24 protein-coding genes and 1 pseudogene are annotated in these 21,504 nt (G+C 34.8%); 18 read left to right on the top strand and 7 right to left on the bottom strand.

The genetic code is table 11. From position 1 onward, the window contains the following. Positions 1-55 precede the first annotated feature (55 nt). From POF52_RS25820 to POF52_RS25810, 3 genes are all read left to right on the top strand, one after another. Entirely contained in the window at positions 56-376 is a 321-nt protein-coding gene (locus POF52_RS25820) for a hypothetical protein (protein ID WP_271996180.1), read from the top strand. 164 nt (positions 377-540) lie between these two features. Continuing rightward, complete coding sequence (locus tag POF52_RS25815; protein WP_255323670.1) at positions 541-720, top strand: aspartyl-phosphate phosphatase Spo0E family protein; 180 nt, start codon at positions 541-543, stop codon at positions 718-720. Positions 721-1,383: 663 nt separating this feature from the next. Next, positions 1,384-1,899, top strand: coding sequence for a DinB family protein (locus tag POF52_RS25810; protein WP_271996177.1), 516 nt, complete (start codon positions 1,384-1,386; stop codon positions 1,897-1,899). Between the two features lie 20 nt (positions 1,900-1,919). Here POF52_RS25810 and POF52_RS25805 read toward each other — a convergent pair whose 3' ends face one another. The 5 genes from POF52_RS25805 to POF52_RS25785 form a co-directional block, all read right to left on the bottom strand. Next, positions 1,920-2,147 carry a helix-turn-helix domain-containing protein gene (locus tag POF52_RS25805; protein ID WP_099000595.1) on the bottom strand — a complete coding sequence of 76 codons (228 nt, stop codon included), beginning with the start codon at positions 2,145-2,147 and terminating at the stop codon, positions 1,920-1,922. A gap of 555 nt (positions 2,148-2,702) precedes the next feature. Continuing rightward, the gene (locus POF52_RS25800; RefSeq protein WP_271996172.1) at positions 2,703-3,596 is read right to left on the bottom strand and encodes a sigma-70 family RNA polymerase sigma factor; all 894 of its coding nucleotides are present in this window, start codon (positions 3,594-3,596) and stop codon (positions 2,703-2,705) included. Positions 3,597-3,802: 206 nt separating this feature from the next. After that, a complete protein-coding gene (locus tag POF52_RS25795) occupies positions 3,803-4,579 on the bottom strand; it encodes a plasmid stabilization protein (protein ID WP_271996170.1) in 777 nt (258 codons plus the stop codon). A gap of 109 nt (positions 4,580-4,688) precedes the next feature. Further along, positions 4,689-5,990 (bottom strand): replication protein, encoded by a 1,302-nt coding sequence (locus POF52_RS25790; protein WP_271996168.1) that lies wholly within the window; start codon positions 5,988-5,990, stop codon positions 4,689-4,691. Positions 5,991-6,507: 517 nt separating this feature from the next. Further along, positions 6,508-7,074 carry a hypothetical protein gene (locus POF52_RS25785; RefSeq protein ID WP_176586424.1) on the bottom strand — a complete coding sequence of 189 codons (567 nt, stop codon included), beginning with the start codon at positions 7,072-7,074 and terminating at the stop codon, positions 6,508-6,510. A gap of 588 nt (positions 7,075-7,662) precedes the next feature. Between POF52_RS25785 and POF52_RS25780 the strand changes: the two genes are divergently transcribed. From POF52_RS25780 to POF52_RS25715, 14 genes and pseudogenes are all read left to right on the top strand, one after another. Next, on the top strand, positions 7,663-7,857 hold the full coding sequence (locus POF52_RS25780) for a hypothetical protein (protein ID WP_271996166.1): 195 nt from the start codon (positions 7,663-7,665) through the stop codon (positions 7,855-7,857). Positions 7,858-8,116: 259 nt separating this feature from the next. Further along, complete coding sequence (locus POF52_RS25775; RefSeq protein WP_271996163.1) at positions 8,117-8,377, top strand: hypothetical protein; 261 nt, start codon at positions 8,117-8,119, stop codon at positions 8,375-8,377. Continuing rightward, on the top strand, positions 8,364-8,711 hold the full coding sequence (locus POF52_RS25770; RefSeq protein WP_271996161.1) for a hypothetical protein: 348 nt from the start codon (positions 8,364-8,366) through the stop codon (positions 8,709-8,711). The genes POF52_RS25775 and POF52_RS25770 overlap by 14 nt, the downstream gene beginning before the upstream one ends. After that, on the top strand, positions 8,708-9,904 hold the full coding sequence (gene mobP2, locus POF52_RS25765) for a MobP2 family relaxase (RefSeq protein WP_271996159.1): 1,197 nt from the start codon (positions 8,708-8,710) through the stop codon (positions 9,902-9,904). The genes POF52_RS25770 and mobP2 overlap by 4 nt, the downstream gene beginning before the upstream one ends. 2 nt (positions 9,905-9,906) lie before the next feature. Then, positions 9,907-10,344 (top strand): hypothetical protein, encoded by a 438-nt coding sequence (locus tag POF52_RS25760; RefSeq protein ID WP_271996157.1) that lies wholly within the window; start codon positions 9,907-9,909, stop codon positions 10,342-10,344. 46 nt (positions 10,345-10,390) lie between these two features. After that, positions 10,391-10,663 (top strand): hypothetical protein, encoded by a 273-nt coding sequence (locus tag POF52_RS25755; RefSeq protein WP_271996155.1) that lies wholly within the window; start codon positions 10,391-10,393, stop codon positions 10,661-10,663. Positions 10,664-10,801: 138 nt separating this feature from the next. After that, positions 10,802-11,167, top strand: coding sequence for a cupin domain-containing protein (locus tag POF52_RS25750; protein ID WP_271996153.1), 366 nt, complete (start codon positions 10,802-10,804; stop codon positions 11,165-11,167). A gap of 151 nt (positions 11,168-11,318) precedes the next feature. Then, positions 11,319-11,483 carry a hypothetical protein gene (locus tag POF52_RS25745; RefSeq protein ID WP_271996151.1) on the top strand — a complete coding sequence of 55 codons (165 nt, stop codon included), beginning with the start codon at positions 11,319-11,321 and terminating at the stop codon, positions 11,481-11,483. A gap of 120 nt (positions 11,484-11,603) precedes the next feature. Continuing rightward, complete coding sequence (locus POF52_RS25740) at positions 11,604-12,254, top strand: hypothetical protein (protein ID WP_271996147.1); 651 nt, start codon at positions 11,604-11,606, stop codon at positions 12,252-12,254. Positions 12,255-12,480: 226 nt separating this feature from the next. Next, positions 12,481-13,311: pseudogene (locus POF52_RS25735) on the top strand (toprim domain-containing protein); the annotation flags it as partial. Positions 13,312-14,021: 710 nt separating this feature from the next. After that, positions 14,022-15,788 (top strand): group II intron reverse transcriptase/maturase, encoded by a 1,767-nt coding sequence (gene ltrA, locus POF52_RS25730; RefSeq protein ID WP_271996144.1) that lies wholly within the window; start codon positions 14,022-14,024, stop codon positions 15,786-15,788. Positions 15,789-16,002: 214 nt separating this feature from the next. After that, a complete protein-coding gene (locus tag POF52_RS25725; RefSeq protein ID WP_271996142.1) occupies positions 16,003-16,671 on the top strand; it encodes a restriction endonuclease in 669 nt (222 codons plus the stop codon). A 189-nt stretch (positions 16,672-16,860) separates the two neighbouring features. Continuing rightward, positions 16,861-16,989: a hypothetical protein gene (locus tag POF52_RS25720; protein WP_255323667.1), complete on the top strand. Its 129-nt coding sequence runs from the start codon at positions 16,861-16,863 to the stop codon at positions 16,987-16,989. 404 nt (positions 16,990-17,393) lie between these two features. Further along, positions 17,394-17,873 carry a CBO0543 family protein gene (locus POF52_RS25715; protein ID WP_176586414.1) on the top strand — a complete coding sequence of 160 codons (480 nt, stop codon included), beginning with the start codon at positions 17,394-17,396 and terminating at the stop codon, positions 17,871-17,873. Positions 17,874-18,598: 725 nt separating this feature from the next. Here the strand turns inward: POF52_RS25715 and POF52_RS25710 are convergent. Together POF52_RS25710 and POF52_RS25705 are read right to left on the bottom strand one after the other, a co-directional pair. Continuing rightward, a complete protein-coding gene (locus POF52_RS25710; protein WP_271996139.1) occupies positions 18,599-19,492 on the bottom strand; it encodes a DMT family transporter in 894 nt (297 codons plus the stop codon). A gap of 123 nt (positions 19,493-19,615) precedes the next feature. After that, positions 19,616-20,128 (bottom strand): prolyl-tRNA synthetase associated domain-containing protein, encoded by a 513-nt coding sequence (locus POF52_RS25705; RefSeq protein WP_255323666.1) that lies wholly within the window; start codon positions 20,126-20,128, stop codon positions 19,616-19,618. 154 nt (positions 20,129-20,282) lie between these two features. Here POF52_RS25705 and POF52_RS25700 point away from each other — a divergent pair, with 154 nt between their 5' ends. Continuing rightward, positions 20,283-21,143 (top strand): LysR family transcriptional regulator, encoded by an 861-nt coding sequence (locus POF52_RS25700; RefSeq protein WP_271996309.1) that lies wholly within the window; start codon positions 20,283-20,285, stop codon positions 21,141-21,143. Positions 21,144-21,504 lie beyond the last annotated feature (361 nt).

The raw sequence follows: 21,504 nt of genomic DNA, 5'->3' as shown, positions 1-21,504 counted from the left end.
GTATAATAAAAGAGAACTAGTAGTAATATCAAGACAACTGAGGAGGTGAGCGAATATGGGTTTACGAGAAGAATTACTGGCACAGGAATACGAAGAAAGAAAAAAGCCGAGAGGGTTCGTATACTTCACAGACGCTGACGGACAAGTTGTCGCTAAGACTTGCCGTAAATGCGGCGAATTAAAGCATGCAAATAACTATCATCATAAAAGCGATGGGTTTGGCCAACTTGGACCATACTGTAAAGTTTGCGTTTCTGTTCTTGACCGAGATTATTATGTTGAAAATAGAGAGCGAGTAAAACGCGTTAAAAATGCTTATTACCATAGGAAAAGAGCCGAGCAACTTTCTTTTAATTTATTTGAAAATAACGAGTAGGATTACGGCGGCCCATAAGGTAGCTTTTTTTGTTTAAATACTGATAAATTGACTAGAAGCTACCTTTAAATCCTTATAAATTAGGAATTGAAATGGTTTAAAAATACATTTACTGTTAAATAAGTGTAAAGTTTTACATTATTGGTAAGTAGATGGTAGGAGATTTGGAGACATGTAAGATTCGTTTAAGACAAGCGTTACTTACAGAAATAGAAAAGGCCAAAGAAAATATGGTTCAGGTAGCAAAAGAAGAAGGTATTACAAGCGAGAGTACACTGCAAGTAAGCCAGTCTATTGACCAACTGTTCAATGAATTACATAAGGGAACTTCAACAAAGTACTAGTTATCTTTTTTATAAATAAAAAACAATCGCTTTCTCATAGCATTGGCCTAGCATGAGAAAGCGATTATTCTTCAGTAGGTGGTGATTAACTTACTAATCGACTTGTAAATTATAAATAATTTGGATAATAAAGTAAAGTTATAATATGCTGAAATTATCTTTATATATCACGCTTAACGTAAACACAGAGAAGCCACTGACGTATATCAGTGGCTTTTCTGCAATGCATGTTGTTAACTCGAAAACACAATGAGGATTTCCAAACCAACTCTTCTCAGGGTTCTATATTGCACCACACAACATATGACTAGACTATACTTTTTAAAGAAAACATTTGACAACTAAAGATATGTTTAGAACATCCTAACAAAAAATATCCTAAAACATATAGTTTATTTAATGCTATCTAAATGTGCATCTAATATACAAGGGAATTCTCTGAATACAATTAGCAAGGTATACAGTTCTTCTTTGTGTTTGTCATGAAGAGAATTTATGTTAACTTGTATTTAAAGTTTAATATAAAAACTTCATAGGTACTTTATATAACTTTTTTAATTAAATGAAAATGAGCAGGAGACCTTAAAAAGGATTTTTGATGGCCGTAGAAGACTAAGAAGATTGTTACGTATAGAGAAGCAATAAAAAAAGGGAGACTTTAAGATGGACAATTTCACATTAAAATTTTTTGATTTTCACGTATGGGCAAATAAACAAATATTTAAACGATTAAAAGAATTACCGGAAGATACTTACCACCAGAAAGTCGAGAGCGTCTTCCCATCTATATCTTCTGTATTATCCCATGTTTATCTTTCTGATCTTGGATGGATAGAAGTTTTTTGTGGTGAAAGTATGAGTTATGCGTTAAATTTAGCAGAGCAACAGAAAGAACAAACAGAAGCAAAAAATTTAGAAGAAATAAAAATAATGTTTCATAAATTAGCAGAACGATATAAATTATTTCTCAACCAAGAACAAAACTTAAATAAATCAATCGTAATTGAGAATCCAGCTGGGGGAATAATGGAAACAAGCGTTAGAGAATTATTACCTCACATCGCCAATCATGGGACATATCATCGCGGTAATATCACAGCTATGTTGAGGCAAATGGGATACGCTTCAGTTCCAACAGATTACGGTCTTTATTTATTTTTGAACATAAATAACAAATAAAGGCACAATTAATGTGCCTTTTATATATCGAAAAAATCTTGAATATTTTTGTTTTTATCCATTCTTCTTACAGTACTCATAATTTTCTTCATGACAACAGGTGATGGTATGTAGTCTCTATTGTTACAAATGCGCCAAATGGTATTCCTTGATACTTTACTTCGCTCTGCAAAATCAACCTGAGCAATACCTTCTTGATCTAACCATCTCCCAAATTTCGATCTTTTAGGATTCTTCCACCAGAACATAACCACCCCTCCTTATCTATTAGCCTGTCCACTTTTCATCAGTTTGAATCATTTTTGGAGAAAAAGTAGGCATAAGGAAGGGATTTTCACATAGAATAAAAGAAATTAAGATGTTCCACGCATGTTGTCGATATTTTTGTCATAATCATATAGCATGAATACAGTTAAGACCGCCTTATACACTAATATATAATGGGCGGTCTTTGTTATAGGTATGAATAGATTTTGAGTATAATGGAAAATAAAAAACAGACTGCCTCAGAGAACGTAAGAACATCGCTAACAACAGCAATTCCTAGATTACCAAGCCAAAAAACACAATTTACTCAGTGAAGGAGAAAAGAGAACCCCATCTCCCTTTATAGAGCCCTCTCCTTTAAGGAATAAAGCAATAAATAATAGTAAAGTGTAAAATATAACATTTTTAAGCATAACCTAAATTTCTATGCTTCTATAGAGCTACCTTTCTTATAAAAAAGGCTGTTTCACAAAATGAATGTGCAATGGAAAGAACTAGTATGTGGGACCAGTAAAAACAATCATAAAAAGTAGGAGTTATTGAGGTAACTTCTTTTTCCGTAGTCGGTGTAATCTCCGTTGAATTCCATGGGCTGATCTACCGATTAGTTGGCCAATTTCTTGTTGAGTACGACCTTCTTGGTAAAACATGTACCATAGACGTGCATCTTCCTCTTCAGTCCACTTTTTATTTTCATATTTAGGTCGATTAAAATAATCATATTTTCTTTGTTCCTTTACCCAGTCGGGTTCTGGAATAAGAGTATTCAGGGATACCTTAGAAAAATTAATCAGTTCCTTATTCTGTTGTGCCCATTTCCAAAAGGCTGCTACGTCAATTCCTAAAAATGTTCGTGTATTTGCTCTCAAGATGTTATAGGGCAATTCTCTTTTCTGAATCCAGTTATAAATGGTATGAACATCAACTTGCAGGCACTCTGATAGTTCATATACTGTAACATTTCCCAGATGAGCTCTTACGCCACGTATACCTAAACGATATAACCTAGACTCTAATGCTTGTGTACTTCGCTGTAAGCGTCTAGATATTTGGTCAAGTGACTTGACTCCATACCATTTTACCAAGTATTCATCTTCTTTCTTTGTCCATCTACGTAATGACGTTTTTCGTACTAATTTTAACAGCCTAATTCGATTCGCCACAGAAGAAGGGCTCTTGCCTAAATGTTTTCCAATCTCTCGATTGTTCATTTTATTAATGTTTACTTTTAAGAACGTATCTTGGTCAGGGGACCATTTTTTGCGTATGCCATTCTGGTTGTTGCGAAGTTGTAGTCGTGAGATCCGTTTATTAACCGATTCTTTACTACGATTTAAACATTCACCAATTTTTTGGAGTGTCATCCGCCCATATTGTTCTTTTAGAAATAAATCTTCTTCCTCCGTCCACAGTTTTTGATTTTTAGTCACTATATCTCCCTCCAATTCGCGACTTAGATGTATAGAAAGCTACGTATAGAGAATAGTAGTGGAGATGTTCATCTTTCCTCAACAGAGATTAAACCCTGTTTCATTTACCTTTTTATCCATTGAACACAGGTTATCACTTTATTTAGTCTATTTTTGTCTAATTTGTCAGTGAAATGATAAACAATCGTTACTTTTTCTTTGAGTTCTTACTTTTGATACTCATATACAACAGGAACTTGATTCATTTTGACTGTTTTGGCTACCACGTAACGACGGTATCCATCTTTTAAGATCTTTGACCCTTTTTCGATCGTCAACGGCTCATCTAAACGCCCCGTACGCTTCACAAAATCGATCACCTTTTGCGTTTTTTCAGGGTTTGGGCGTGTCTTTAAGAACTCTTCAGGAACGATAATATCATCAAAGTTCAATAGATCCTGAGTTCCCTTCGGTTGGTTGGGTAGTGTTGTCTTTTTTTCCTCAGTCTTTTTCTCTTCTGTAGGCGCTTGTTGTACTTCTGGCTGAATAGGCTTTACTTCTTTTGCTACAGGTTGAGAAATAGGTTCTTGTACTTCTTCCTGTACAGTAGATTCCGTGTTCTTTTGGACTTCAGAAGGCGTAGATGCTTCTTGTTTAGGTTCTTTTTTCGCATCTGACTCATTCTTCTCTTTGTCATTTTTATTTGGGAGAACGGTAATCTGAAAACAGATGACCCCTACTTCACCAGGACATTCATCAATTGGAATGTCTAACGTTGGTTCCCCTTGAATTAAAACCTTTTCATGCATGATGCTTTTCTTTGTGAGACCTGTTTTATTAAAAGCTTTCTTCGCAACAAACACTGTATACGAAATAAAGGTACTCTTCTTTAATCCCTTAGGCGCAGATGGTGATCCTTTTTCACGCATATCAAAGGCAACGTAGCGATCATATTCTCGTAGTGGTCCTGTGGCTGATCCTGTTAAGGTAATTTTATGTGGCATAATAGTCTCCTCCTGCGTAGATTAGTAGTTACTGTTTACTTAGAACACAATTCTAAGTAAACATAGTCTATTAAAACATTAGCTTCTAAGGAATTTCTACTTTTTTTGATTAGGAAGCTGTGTCTTTTAACTGGTTATGTTGACGCAAACAGTCTTGTTCCTCTGGCGTTAAAGCTTGTCCTAAGTCTTGTTTTACCTGAGCTATCTCCAACAAACTATACGTAGAGCTGTGCTCCTGCAGCAAGTTCTCTTCTTCCGGTGTTAGCTCTTGACCTAAATCTTGCTTTAACTGAATCATTTCAAGCTGGTGTTCCAAAGAAATCTCTGTTTCTTTTGTAGCTTCTTCTTGCTGCTGTTCAGCCTGTAACCAATTTGGAACAAGTTCTTTACGGATAATTCGTTTTGGTGTAGCCAATGTTGTTTCTTTGCTTCCGTTATGTATAACTTCTTGTTGATTTGCGTATACTGATGAATAATCCTGGTCTTTAGGTTTTGTTAATTCATAGAATTGATTTTTCGCAATTTGATAGATTAATCGACACATATCCCGCAGGGATAAAGGATTGCCTTGTTGATTGGCTTCATGTACATATTTATCTAATCCCACAACGGATGTATACGCAATCTCATGTACTTGCTCTTTTTCAATCTCAATCTCTGTATCTCGTTTTACGGCTTTTGCAGCATTTTGGATACGAGCATAAAAGTCTTGTAGTTGATGCCCATATTTACCTGCATAGACTTGATTGACTTTCTTAGGGACACCTTTGATATAGTTGAATGACTGTGGAACAGATATTAAATGATTATTTATATGATTTACAGGTAAATCAAGGTTAATAAAGGCATCAGATGATTTATCGGCCTCTAAGCTTGGTGTATCAACGTTTTCAGCACTTTCTGGATGCGTCACAGGACATGTCACAGGAGTGGTCATTTCTTCTTGTTGAAGCGTTTGTATCCCTGTTGTATCATGGGCAAAAAAGATTTCGTCGCAAATGTGATGAAAGTTCTTATGACTTTTAAGGATAAATACATAACTGTCCGGATGAGTACCTGTTGTATCTTCTTTAATGTAACGAGCGACAATGATAAATGGTGTCGCCTTTAACGAACGTACAAAACGAGAAACCGTACTTTTGGACACATTAAATTTCTTCATAAGCGTTTCAGAACGGATCGCTTGAATGCCTGTAGCCACTAGGTTATAGATGACATGATCGAGCATTTCCATTCTCTTTTTAGGAAATTCTTTATGTATAGCAGATTGTTGGTGTTTAAAGTGGGTACAAAGAATCTCTAAAAACTCTTCTTTCTTTTTCCTAAGCGTGGACTTGTGGGTCCATAACCATTTGAACCGTCCATTGAAGGTATCTACATCTTTTAAATAACAGGTTAATATTTTTGTCATTTGTTCATCTTCTCCTTTAAGGAACACAAAAAAAGACACTGTTTCCCTGGAAAAAGGAAAACAATGCCTTGATTTTGATGAACTAAGCCCTTGAAATAGATGTCAATTTCATATAAAATAAAAACATAAGTTTTATTTTATAGAAAAACTAACTCTATTAACAAGAGACTTCGACAAGTGTTTTCCCTACTGTGATTAGGGTGAACGGTTTAAGTGTGTTGGTCGCACTACTTAAACAGTTGAAGTCTTTTTTCTATTCCGGACATTTTTGTTAGTTTTATTATAGCGTTAATTAATCTCATAATTCAATAAAAATTAGTAATATATCTCAAAAGAATTCTTTTTAACTGTTTTTCCCTAACTATAAATTTGTTTTATTATACAATTCATTTTAAAAAATGAGGAGGGTCAAAAAAATACCCCTCCTCAATACATTAAAAATATGTTATAATCAGTAACTTTTATAATGTACAACACTATAATAATAAGCTTCTACTAGGATAGTAGAAGCTTATTATTATTTACCCATTAATTTTTCCCACCATGTTTTTTTCTTTTCTAACTCTGCACTAGCAGAAGCTTCTTCAACCATTCTTTTACTTTCTGATAATCCTTTTCTTAACTCACCAATCAACTCAGTATCTTTTCTGTTTATCATTTGCTTTAATTCTTGATTGGTTTGGCTAACTTTCTGTAACTCTTCTACTAACTTTTGATTAAATTGCATTTGCTGTGTCATTTGTTGTTCTTGTTGTTGTAACATCTTTTTTATTTCACTCAGCTCATCGTTTATAGAGATAGAGCCTTTCTCTTCTTGATTCTTGACTGTAATAGTTATAGGAAGCCCATCACTTGCTAAATTATCGTTTACATCATCTTTTAGTAATCCCTCACTATAGAGCTCACGGATTTTTTTTAATAGATCTAGTGATTCAATACTTATTTTATAGCGTCTACCTTCTTTTTTGAAATTCAAAAACTGTTCATGATTAATTAAATACCTTTTTAATGTTTCAGGAGGAATATTGGTATACTCAGATGCTTCTGGTACGCCAATAAAATTTGTACTTTCAGAAGTATTCATTTAACCCACCACCATTTACTAATATTTTATGTACATTCACTCAGTTCACAGTCATTCACATATGATTTTTATAAGGGTTCATTCAATTCACGGTCAATCACTTATCTTGTTTACTTATGTTCACTTGGTTCACAGTCATTCACCTGTTGAATTTGTGGTTATTCACCCAGTTCACAGTCATCTGTTCATTTAATTTTATATGATTTCGACAAAAAATCAACAATTCCTGTTTCAGATTTGTGTATATGGTTTATATTATGAACTGTCAAGATGTTAGTTTAACTTAAGTTCTACTTGTATGAATGGTGGTGTGTTCTGTGGTGAATGTATGGTGAACTTATGTAGTTTTTAGTTTAACTTAAGTTTTGGAAGTTAGAAAGGTGATCATTAAGTTCGACTAAAGGTAAACTTGTTGTTTTTTGTTAACACCAATCTCTGTTTTGTGAAAATAGGAGAGAACAATACAACAATGAACAAATAGCATTTATTATCTGTTTTTAAGAATTAAATTAAGGTGATTTCTATTTCAAATGTAGAAAATGTTTATTGAGTTCATGGGACATTTAGCATTGATTAGAGTAACAAGAAATGAACGAGTTACAACGTGATATGAAGTACCAAGTGAATGAGGAAAAAGCCGATGCAGAATCAAAGATTGCGATGAAAAAAGATGCGATTCAGTCGAGTGATGAAAGTATTCAGCTCTATAAAGATGAACAAAAAAGTTTACAAGAAAAGCTCCAAAAATTGAATGAAAAACAACAAGATTTAGCCATGAAGTGAAAAAACGCATGTTAACAGTAGGTCAACATGTGTTTTTTTGAGGTTTACAGTAGGTTCACATCATTAGTTTTTCATGTTCACAGTAGGTTAACATGACAGGGTTTAGGTCAACAGTAGGTTCACATTCAACAGGTTTTCTTGTACCCACGGTTTTGCTAGGCTCTGCCTAGCCCTACACCTATGGTGGGGGCAAAAACCCCTTATGCTCTTCTCTCTGTTTCAGTGGAGAACCACAAATTACAAGAAAGGAACGAATGTAGTGGATATAATCATACGAAATGTAAGTGCAACTGCAATAAAAAAGATTGATGAAAAGGCAAAAGAAAAAAAGATTTCTCGTCAGGAATTTTTAAAAGGTCAGCTTGAAACGCTGGCTTTTTTTCATGAACAAACCAACAGAGAATTACAGCTTGAAAACATGCTAGAGAAAGTTCTTCAAATGATGGGCCAGTGTTCAACAACGGTGGAAAATATGAATGACATCATGCATGAATTGATGGGAGGAGATGAACGGTTATGATGAAAGAGCGTATGAAAATATCTTTACCTATATCCAATCTTATATGAAAGAACATCACTTGGCATTTACAGATGATGCGATTTCTCGTATATGTCAGGAACATGAAGAAGCGCAGAAAAAAGAGGGTGATTCAATAGAAAAAACCTTAAAGGATGTTACTCAACATATAGAGGATCTTTTACAGAAGGAACGACTTCATATCAAAAAAGAGTTGCTATATATGGAGCAAAATATTGAACGATCTACAAGGAACAGTTTAAAAGAAGTTGAGGATTATAGCATAGCAAAACGGGGTGTGCTTTTCGCTTCTTTATTGGAGGGATATGAAAAATGAATCAGTCCTCTGTTACACCAGGAGTCGTGCTTAAAACGAAATTTGTTACGTCTGATAAGAAAGCATTTCAAGAGTACGTGGAGTATGTTGATCGTGACGATGCAAAGAAAGATCAAGAAGCACATGAAAAACTATTTTCTCTTTATCAAGACTATATGAATAACCCTGATAAGACGTCCTCTTTATTTACAGAGCACTTAAATCAGTTAAATGAAGATGAGAAAAAAGAATTGAAAGGTTTATTTGAAACAGCACAAAAAAATAACAGTATCATGTGGCAAGATGTTATTACATTTCATAACCCTTGGCTCCAAGAAAATGGTTTATATGACGCTCGTACTCATACAGTGGATGAGAAAAAATTAATGGAGATTACCCGTCAGTCCATGAAGGAAATGCTTAAAAGGCAAAGGTTAGATCAGTCAGCTATTTGGTCAGCTGCCATACACTACAATACCGACAACATTCATATTCATGTTGCGACAGTAGAACCACATCCTACACGTGATCGGGGCAAAAGAAAGCCCAAAACGTTAGATGCCATGAAATCAAAAGTGGTGAGTCAGATTCTTGAACGTGGGCAGGAACAAAAAGAAATAAATGATTTAATCCGTAAAAACATGGTAGGAAGCAAGAAACAGGATTCCTCTTTTAAATGGAGAAATCGAGAGCTTAAACCACTCTTTTTGCACATCTATAATCATCTTCCAGAAGATAAGAGACAATGGCAATACAGTTATAACACGTTGCAACCTTTAAGATCCTCTCTTGATACATTAAGTGCAAAATATATTCAAAAGTATCATGCAAAAGAGTTTGAAGAGTTCAATAAAAAATTGGATCAAGAGGTAGAGGTGTTAAGGAAGGCATACGGTGAAGGGACATTTGATAAGAAACGGTACGAACATTATAAGCAAAACAAAATAGATGAATTATATAAACGAATGGGGAATGCTTTTTTAAGTGAAATGCGTGAGTATGATCGCAAACAAACACATATCAAAAAAGTATTGGCTTCTTCTTCTGGTGCAAAGCAAAAGTCCTATTCGGCTAACCATCTACCTGTACACGTTTCTCTAAAGAAAATGGAACGTGCTTTTAAATCAGAATATGAAAGCTGGAAAAATCAACAACATTATGAGCGTTTGCAAAAAGATATTGAACAAAATCGTGAAGTCGAAAGGGGTTATTAAAAATGGAGAAATACAGACATAAGGTTACAGTGGATGAAGAAACAGAGGCATACATTCAAGCGTATATGAAGGAACATAAACTTCGTTTTGCTTCAGAAGCGATTATTGATATTTGTGAGAAATATAGAAAGATTCAAGAGCAAGAATGGTCATTGAAATATATTTCTGAAGTCGTCAGCAATAGCCTACATGATGTCATTAAAGAAGAACTAAAAAAGATTCGTCTTGGCGCAAACAGTGCGGATAAAAACACACAAATTTTAATTGAGTATATGAATGGATTATTTGCTCATCATGGATTTAAAGGACTTATGACTACGAGCATGAGGGAAATGGATAGTACACGAATTGCGCGAGAAGTTGTAGAAAATCGTATTGCTCATAAACGTCAAAAGAAGGTTGATGCAGAAGAATCAAGAGGGAAACAACCATTTTCATGATGGTTTCATATAAAGATAGATTTAAAATTTAAAGGAGGAATCATTCATGTTGTTTAACAAAGATTTAGTGTTAGCTTCGATTAAAGCTGTGGGAGAGGACCATGCCATTGTACAGTATCAAGACAAAGAGGTAGAGGTTAATTTAAATCCTGAGGAAGCCAAGGAGTTTCACCAATATGTGGTACATCAAGAAAATATGTTGGTGCCTATGAATATCAAAACACAGAAGCTTTTTTTAGATTTAGAGGAACCTTGGTATGAACAAGAATTAGAAGAACTTAAGGGGATTTCTTATCAAGAAGATAAAAATTTGAAGTAAGGGTTCAATATCTACAAAAGATACAAGATTTATAAAATATTTGTAAAAATTTACTCCTTTTGGTTATCATTAACCCAAACGATGGTTTTCTGTTAGTTATGTATTTAATAGATTGATAAAAAAGGAGAAGAGAAAAGAATGAAATATACTCCGATTAATTTACAAGAAAAATTAGCTAAATTCACAGAGCTATGGTCTCCAAAAGTTATTGCTGAAATGAATGATTATCAGTTTAAACTAGTTAAGGTACAGGGGGACTTTGTTTGGCATAAGCATGAAGATACAGATGAGGTCTTTATGGTGATTGAAGGTCACTTAACAATTGAATTCCGCGATGGTGAAGTGAAGTTAAATCAAGGTGAAATGTTTGTCATTCCACGAAACGTTGAACATAAGCCTTATGCAGAATCAGAGTGTAAAATTATGATCGTAGAACCTAAGGGTGTTGTTAATACGGGGGATAAGAGAACTGGGCAAACAGCAGAAAATGATGTCTGGATTTAAATGCGTTAGAAATAAATTTCGTTCAAAATAATTAAACCTTTATTCAATTATTTATCAATCTAAAAGAAAAGAATTCGAAAGTTAGAACGGTGAGAGAGCATAAAGCTCTCTTTTTTTATGTCCAAATGCGAATTAAATGGAGGGATCAATCATGAAAAAAGTAACATCTCTTTCAAATGAACAATTTAACATCCTTATTACAGATAAGCGTGAATTAAAGAAGTTCATGAAATACCCACAAAATGAAAAGATCGAGGCAGGTTGGGCGAACATCAATGGGGAAAAGCTGCAAGACATACCTTCTGGCGCTGTTTAATTCACACAATCAGCTATAGGGAAGGAAAAACCGCAGGTTTTACTTGTTTCCACTGATGAAAAAGGACAAAAACAAGCCTATGAAAGTGAAACAACACTTGATTTTTTGAAGAGTCATGATGTGAATCCTGTTTTAGAGAAAGATCGAGAAACGCAGCTCAAAACAAGCTATATTACGTTTTTACAAGCGCATGACAAAGAGAAACCTCAAGATATTGATAGTATGTTAGCCCGTGTGAATGCAGAAAACGATTATGTGATGTTGAAATCAAGCGCTTTAAAGGAAAATACGTTCACCCCTGACCAATTGAAAGGCATGGAGAATGAGCTTTCTCGTCAGTTTCAAGCACGAAAACAGGCACAAGAGAAGGACCGATATCAAGAAGATTACAAACAAGAAGTACTAGAATCTATGCAGCAACCTAGTGAAGAAACACAGTATAAGCAGCTGTTTAAACAAAGCTTGTTAGCTCAATTAGGCATATCGGATGAAAAAGATTCTTCTAAAGAAGCGAAAAAGGAAGCTGAAGCAGAAAAAGCTCCTGTCGAAAAACAGCTTAAACAAGAAATACCTCAAGAGAAAGAACAGCGTTTGGCCAAAATGAAGGAGTTTGAACAAAAGCATTCTTTTGATAAGGTGTACAAATTAAAAAAAGAAGTGCTGCAGGAATTAAAAGAGCTGAATTTGACTGATTCTAAACGTGAGAAATTAACTAAGCTTGAAAAGGCTTTAGACACGGAGAAAAAGGATCATGACAAGCAGAAAAAATAAGAGAAATCACAGAATGGATTTACGAAGTTTTTTGCACGGAATAATGGAGCATTTTCTTCAAAGAAACGGCAAGAGCAACAAGAAATAGAACGCTAAAAATGGAAAAAGATTGGAAAATATCCCTTTTTGCATAGGGTGAAGTGAAGGAGGGATTTAGATGGGAGAACGAAAACACGTCAAGGAGGAGGAGATTATGAAAGCGAGAGATATTGATTTGTTGGCGTAACTGGAAGCAAAAGGCGAAACCTTTGTAAAAGAGGGCAAGTATTATCGTCATACCGAACATGATAGTTTACTCATCAAAGGAAACATGTACGCTTGGAATAGCCGAAATGAAAAAGGATACGGCGCGATCAGTTTCGCTCAAATGTATTATGGGATGTCTTTTCCACAAGCTGTATTAGATATCAATAAAGGCGATTATAAAGAGCTTTCTCAGTCACATGAGCAACCGTCGGTTTCATCATCAAAAGAGCCTTTTCGCTATCCAAAAGAGTTAGAGGTAAAGGATCAAAGCAAAGTAAAAGATTATCTCATAAAAGAACGTAAAATAGATCCTCGATTAGTTAACTGGCTCCTTCAAAAAGATTTAATCGCCCAGGACAAACGAAACAATGTCGTGTTTAAATGGCGTGAACATGGAGGTAAAGGAAAGGTAATTGGGGCGGATCGGCAAGGCACAGCTTCTATAAGTAATAAGCGTGGTTCCTTTAAACAAGTCTTACCGAACGATAACCCACATACAGGCTTTTCAGTTGATGTTGGTCGCCCAAATAAGATGCATTTTTTTGAAAGTCCAATTGATTTACTTTCCTATTGGAGTATTCAGGAGAATAGCCTACAAAACACACGACTCATTAGTATGAATGGATTAAAGCCTAAAACCGTTGCTCAGTCCTATATCGAAGCTCGAAAAGAAGGCTTAGCCATTAAAGAATTGGTGCTAGCTGTCGACAATGATCAAGGGGGAAAAAAATTTATTGACAAAATGAACCAAATCGTGAATGCTGATTTAATAAGAGCAGATATTCCGAAGGGAGCGAAAGACTGGAACGACGAGTGCGACAAGTAAGCAGCTTTAACCCTTAATTTCAGTGTTGCTAACTTTAATATTTTAGATTGGTAACCTTCCGAGTATAATGGATGTTCTCGCTCGAAACGGCTTTGCTGGTAACGGCATTGTTCGGTTGCATGAGAGTTAAATGTGCGAAACTCGTTAGCTTATAACGAACACAGTGCTAGAGAAAGAATGGTATAGAGTAGGTTGAAACAACTTATCTGAAGCTGTTTACCTATATAAGGACTAACGTAATGTGAACCTTTGATAAACATCGTCACCAGTACCAATGGAAACCATAAGCTGATACCATTGCATACCTGATTGAATTGATATTTCTTCGCTATCAATTTTTTATACCAATATATCAGGCGGTGAACAGAAGGAGTCTGTCCCATTCGTATCTGAAACAAGCTGAACTTGGTAACCCCACTTGAGTCCTAGTTTTTTACTAGGTAAGTCGACCGTAAGGAAAACTGAATTCTCAAGTGGGTAGAGGATGTTAAAGGAAGCGAATGGCGCTTGGGCGAAAGCTCACTTAACGGGGTTGGTTAAGGGCGTATAATGTCGGTGTATTAGCACCATATCCATGACATAACTCGAAAGAGTGCTGACTTTTAACTGGTGTACAACACGACTAAAAAACGGAACGTAACTATACAATTAACAGGAGGAGATATGCGATGAACAACACATCAGAACCATAGATAGTGTCCGCAACTACTCCACTTACTGATTTCAATAATGTCCCTTGGATACGTTTGGAACGGTATGTCAGGAAGTTACAACAACGGATTTATCGTGCGGAAAATCTTGGGAACAAACGAAAAGTAAAATCCTTGCAGCGACTGTTGATGAGAAGCCAAGCAGCATTACTGCTTTCAATTCGGCAAGTCACCCAACTTAATAAAGGCAAACGTAGCGCAGGAGTAGATGGTTTTAAGGTTGCTTCCAACGAAGAACGAACCACGTTGTATAATAGGATGCGAAATTATAATGTCTTTATGCACAAACCATCACCTACCTTAAGGAAGTATATTCCCAAAGGGAAAAGTGATAAGCTGCGACCCCTAGGAATTCCTACTATGAAAGATAGGGTCTACCAAAATGTCGCGAAATTAGCTCTAGAACCGCAATGGGAATTTCACTTTGAGCCGATTTCCTATGGATTTCGTCCAAAACGGAGTGCTCATGATGCTACATCAGCTATCTTCAGAAAAATAAACGCTAGAACAAAAAAGAAGTGGGTGTTTGAAGGGGATTTCAAAGGATGCTTTGATAACTTAAACCATGACTATATAATGGAGCAAATCAAAGATTTTTCTGCGAAAAGAACTATCCAGAAATGGTTAACGGCTGGATACATTGACAATAACGTATTTAACAGAACTGAATTTGGCACGCCACAAGGCGGGATTTTATCACCTTTACTTGCAAACATTGCTCTACATGGAATGGAAAGAGAAATAGGTGTTAATTACCGTCGTAAAATGAGAAAGGGCGTTGAATACTACGGAACTAAGGATACAACAACAGTGGTACGATATGCGGATGACTTCGTCATTCTTTGTGAAAGCAAAGAAGAAGCAGAAAGCATGTATGGAAAGTTGCAACCTTATCTAACCAAACGGGGATTGGAACTAGCCCCCGACAAGACGAAGGTCACCCACATTAGTGAGGGGTTCGATTTTCTTGGCTTTAACTTTCGGCAGTATCCTACTAACAAGGAAAAAGGACGCCTATGGAAACTAATTATTAAACCAAGTAAAAAATCCCAATCTAAAATGACCGATAAAATTCGAGCATGTTTCAGTAAGAACCAAGGAGGAAATGTTGCCGGGCTTATTCGGGATTTAAATCCTATTATCCGAGGGTATGCAAATTATTGGAGCGCCGTACCATCCAAAACAATCTTCTCAAAAATGGATGCTTATATTTTCAAGAAAACTGTACGTTTTCTCAAAAGACTACATTCAACAAAATCTTGGAAATGGTTAACTGAAAGATATTTTCAACCGGACATGTATGGACAAAGTAAGAATAAATGGCTTTTGACAGATCCAATACGAAACTATCAATTAATTCGTATGGCATGGACACCTATTATTAGGCACTCAATGATTAAACATAAAAATTCCCCTTTTGATAGCAATTTAGCAGACTACTATCAAAAACGAGATATTAAATATTTTAGTAAAGATAATATTGCCTACAGAAGGAAAATGGCCAAAAGACAGAAATTCAAATGTCCATTATGTCAATCTTCTTTGATGACAGGGGAAGGTTTAGAAAAACACCACCGCAAACCAAAAATTCAAGGTGGAACAGATGAATATAAAAATCTATGGTTAGTGCATAGTTCCTGCCACATTTTATGGCATAAAACATTTCCCGTAAGGGAAAAAGAACCAACCAAGAAACAAATAATAGCATTTACTAAAATGCTAAGAAAAAGAAGAATACTAGTAATAAGCTAAGAATGTATTTGCAAGGTACATTCAAATTAAAACCAAGACAATCTGATAAAGGTATGCTTGAGCCGTATGTGGTGAAAGCCACACGTACGGTTCTGAGGGGGGAAAGGAATGGTAACATTCCTGACCTACCCGACATTAAAGAAGAATGGAAAAAGCATTCAACCTGTGGCATCACGTCTCCGGAATAAACAAACTGAACAGGAGCTTTCAATGAATGGATAACGTGTTTCAAAGTGTATTTTATCTTTTTCTTATCATCATTTTATTTAAGCTATCTCAATTTGCTTACCGTGTCCTTCGTGAACGGCGGTATATGAAAGAGCTAGCCCAATCAGGCATGCCCTATATCGATAAAATGGATGGGAGGCAGTTTGAATTTTATTTGCAGGCTCTTTTCCAACAGTTAGGATACAAGATACAAGTAACACCATCATCTGGTGACTTTGGGGCTGACTTGGTGATGAAAGGAAAAGAGAAAATTGTCATTCAGGCTAAAAGGTATAGCGCTAAAAATAGGGTTAGTCTTTCAGCCGTACAAGAAGTATACGCAGCAAAAGCGTATTATAAAGCGAATCAAGCGTGGGTTGTGACCAATAGTTATTTCACGAAACAAGCAAAAGAGCTTGCAGCTGCATGTGATGTGACCTTAGTGGATCGGGCAGATCTTCAAAAGTTTATTAATGAGGTAAACCCTGTTTTCAAGGCACGAGAAATCTTTGAAAATATCACACCAGAACCTCGTAAATGTCCAAAGTGTGGGCAAGATCTAGTTGTACGAGATGGGAATGGCACTCGCTTTTTTGGCTGTTCCTCTTTCCCTGCTTGTCGTCATACGGAAAACATTAATAAGGAAGTAAGAAAAAGCAGACCTTCAGGATCGTAAGGTCTGTTTTTTCTTGCTCTAAATAGGTGCTGAAATTTGCATCGAATGAGAGTTATACGCAAAACAAAAGTTAATTTCGTCAGAGAGGGTTTCTCTGTAACGAATAGAGCTGAAATAGTGCCTAATAGAGAATAAAAATAGGTGGATTTCAAATAATATTGATAATTCACAAATAACCGGAGGTTTACTATGCGTTCAAATAATAATTTTGTGGTGCTGCTATTCTTTTCTATTTTGGGTATGGTTGCAACCACTGTTTTCAGCAGTGTTATTATTTCTCAGAATAACCGTTTATTAAGAGAAAGAAAACAAAAATAAAAATATCTTTTTTTATAAATATTACATTCTAACGTACGAGCATACGCATAAGAGGCACACTTTTATAAAAGATTTCTTCATTAATCTCAAAATGAAGTGTTGGTGAATCAAAAATGTGTAAAAAGGTGCACAAAATTGAGTCTTATCAGAACCTCTTTTTCAATGGGGTTCTCTTTTTTAGTTAGATGGTGCAAGAGCTATTATGTTAACTAAAAATATATGGAGTATGAAATATTTAAAACAATGAGGATGTTCAAATGGGGATTTTAGGGTTTTTAGTGTATTTGCTGAAGAAATAAGATTTTATGTATTAATTCACATTAAGTTTGGAAGTATTAAATTAGATGTTGTTTTCAGTTTCACTTTTAATATCAACCCCCGTTAGAGTAAAGAGGAGGGTCTCGTTGAAGTTTGAAACGGTTATTCTAGTTATAATATGGATTCTTATGGCTATCCTTTTATGGAGACTTGTTCCTCGTCATAAAATAATAGATGCTCATATTAGTTTTTTATTTATGCAAGTAATAACTTGGCTTTTTGGTACGCTTGTGGTGGAAAATCGCTTAATTAAATATCCTGTTCGTTTTTTAGATTATGCTTATAAAGCGAGTTTTTCATTTGAATATTACCTTTATCCTTCTATTAGTGTCATATTTAATTTGTACTTTCCAAAAAATCATAGTTGGATGTCTAAGTTTTTTTATAGTGTATCTTATCCTACAGTTATTACTGTTATTGAAGTATTATTAGAGAAATATACGGATCTTATCACCTATATTCATTGGACTTGGTATTGGAGTTGGATTACTTTATTAGTGACACTACTAATTTCGTACAGATATTATATTTGGTTTTTGAAAAAAATAAAAAGAGACAATATATAATTTATACGCCAGATAAATAAACCACCTAGAATTAGGGTTATGGTCGCTAACCAGACCATGTACACTTGGAAAAAGATCAGTATGACGAACATTTCACCAATTTTTCACTATTAAGCGCTAATATACATTTTAGTAATGCAATACAGCATTTTTCTATAGAATTCCCCTATTTAGGCTGACCTTTTAAGGTGAGCTTTTTTTGTGTTTTCAATCAATTATGTTCCATATATGATATAAAGTTTTAATTACCATAATGTCTCTTCAAAGAAGCAAGAAAGCAAAAGAACCCTTGGGGCAGTAGGATTTCACCAAGGATTCTTTTTCGGAGTATGCAACTTTTTATACATCATTGATATGACTACATTTTTTGGGATAGTTGAAAGAAACGAGAATGTATAAAAAGCGCACCTTTTATACATATGCTCAAATTCTAATTTAATTTCCCTATTAGCCTATTATGTGATATATTATCTAAGTTGTTTTTGGAATTTCATTTGTTTAACTTGAAATAAAAAGTTACCTCTCGTGCTGCACACTCAAGAGGTAGCTTTTTATTTTGTTAACGATAATAAATACTTTAACATCTTGTATTAGATTTAAATATCTTGTCCGTAAAAGTATACTTTTACGGAATTAATTATCGGAAAATCCCTCAGTATCAACATGAAAAGTTTTTAAATATATATAAAGCAGTAGGAAACTAATACTTCCTACTGCTTCGCATATTATAGGGTCGATACACTCTTACCTCTTTTGGGAAAATTAATCACCTTATTCTCACTTATAAATGTTGATCCTAAAAGAAGTGCGCCACCTATTATTTGAACAATTGTCATATGTTCTCGCAAGATAACTGCAGAAATCAATATGGCTACGAATGGATCTACGTAGCTTAGCATAGCGATACTTTGGCCTTTTAATTTCTCCATACCGGAGAAAAACAACCAAAATCCAATACCAGTGTTCACAATCCCCAGAATTATTATAAAGGGCACGGACGATTTAAATACTTCAAAGACACCGAATCCTTCCGTCAAAAATACATATGGTAAGAGCAGTAAAGCTGTTATTCCAAGTTGGATAATTGTAATCTCTAGCCTACCCATGAGGCGAATAAATTTATTGAGTAACATCAATGCAGCATAACATGCAGCTGCTAGTAACCCAAAAAAGATTCCAAGTAAATCTTCTGTTCCAGAGGCACTCACAACATTTCCAACAATCATTAACATACCTATTATCGCTATACCGATACAAATAATTTTTTTGACAGGTAATTGTTCTTTAAGGATAAATGGTGAGAGGATCATGACGAATACAGGTGCAAAATAATAGCCTAGCGTTGCATTAGTGAGCGTTGTGTGATCATATGCTTGGTAAAGAAACATCCAATTTCCCCCTAATGCAATACCCGAAAAAAATAAGATACAACCATTAGCTTTTACCAATTTCCATGTAATGGTTCTCTTTCTCATAAAAAGAACAACTATTAAAAATAAACATCCAATTGAACTACTTAGTAAGGCCGTTTCACTAGAAGATAAATCAATGTATCTTACAATTAAACCCATTGTACCGAAAATAATCATAGATAAAACAAACTGTATCTTATATTTCACTGCCTTCACCTACTTAATACACAGGCAATTTGATTAAACGATTTTAGATTATTGTGCTCTATTTCATTTGTCAGCGTAGAAATTCTAACTTTTATGGCTATTTTATTTTTATATAGACACATATCACACCTCTATAATCGATACCTTATGGTTTGTATAAGGTAAAAAATCATTAATAATTTGCTCTGTTCGTACTTTCATATATCCGGTTGTTGTTCCATCACTGCATCCATACCATTCTTCATTCGTTACATCTTTATCAAAAACAATTTGTACATTATTATCCTTATCAAATAGTGCACTAAAAACAGTGGCTGCTCCAATTTTTGTTCCTAACATATCTTTCATCAATTCCTCAGGAGCAAACGAGACTCTAGCTATATTTAGAGCACTACTGAAGTCTTTTGAGCGAAAAGGCTTATCTCCTTTAGTGATAAATAGATAGAAAGAAGTTTGCTGTCGATTACATAAAAACACGGTTTTAACCATTTTCATGTTCAACTTTTTATTAATAAGCGTACAGTCATCCATTGTAATGGCTTCATCTGTATCAACACGTTGAAAAGGAATATTTAATTGTTGTAAAGCAAGATATGTACTTTCTTGTAAAGGTGTGGAGCCTTTTCTTGGAGCCATGGTATAAACCTCGCTAATAAAAAACATATTTTTTCATTCCTTTGCTTTGTATATTTAATAAATGTAGATTATCATGGGAAACAGCATTACAAAAGCGAATATTTGTCATGATAAGCATGACGAAAACAGATGCAAAGGTTGTGATACTATGGACATGAATATACAAAAATATATTGCTTTTGTTAAAACAGTGGAATTGGGAAGTTTCACAAAAGCAGCAAAGTATTTAAATTATTCTCAGTCTGGCATAAGTAGGATGATTAACGATTTAGAAAAAGAATGGGGAGTAACTCTACTTGAACGAGGCCGATCTGGTTTGCGGTTAACTTCAGACGGATTAAATTTATTTCCAGCTGCTAAAAGACTATTTGAAGAATATCAAAACTTACAACATCTGATAGAAGAAATTAACGGGTTACAATCGGGAGTGGTTCGGATTGGCACTTTCTCTAGCGTAGCCACGCATTGGCTTCCAAAAATAATAAAGCAATTTAAAACTGATTATCCTAATATTGATTTTGAATTACTTTTAGGTGATTACCACGAAATAGAAAAGTGGATTTTAGAAGGGCGTGTGGATTTTGGTTTTTTACGACTTCCTACTCTTCCAGAATTGGAAACAACATTTATAGAACAAGATAACCTAATTGTTGTATTGCCTAAAAGCCATCCTCTTGCAGATCTCGAAAAAATTCCAATTGCTGAACTTTCTGAGTCATCTTTTATCTTGTTGGAAAAAGAAGGGAATTCCGATGTGGCTAAACTGCTGAAAAAGTGGAATATTTGTCCCAAAATCAATTTTACGACATGGGATGACTATGCCATTATGGCTATGGTAGAGAGTGGCTTAGGTATTAGTATTTTACCGCAATTGGTTTTACAACGCATTTCTTACGACGTTATCACAAAAGAATTGGAAGTACCTGCTTACCGAAAAATCGGGTTAGCATACAAGGGAAATCAAACTTTATCTCTTGCTAGCAAACAATTTTTAAATTATTTAGAGTATAGATAAAATACTTATTCCTTCCCTAAAGATACTATATTTTAAAATACTAGCATATGTATAAAAGGTGCGCTTTTTATACATTATTCCGGCGAATGTCCTTGGATAATCAGCGTTATATCAAGGATGTATAAAAAGCTGCATAATAAAGAAACGTTACCCTCATGGAAACCCCTCTACGCCAAGGGGTTTCTTTTCCCATGTGTTCCGGAAAGAAGTTTTATGTTAACTATCTTTGTATATGATATACAGCTTAAAAACAGAAAAAAATACTGTTTGTTATAGAAACAATGCATCAAAACGAAAACAGCCCCAAGCGATGGCTCATCACTTGGGGCGTGTTGTTAATAACATTAATGTTTTTTTCTTC

It is taken from the genome of Priestia sp. AB (genome assembly GCF_028369225.1).
In the GTDB taxonomy this organism is placed as follows: domain Bacteria; phylum Bacillota; class Bacilli; order Bacillales; family Bacillaceae_H; genus Priestia; species Priestia megaterium.
This window is presented reverse-complemented; position numbering and strand designations above follow the sequence as displayed.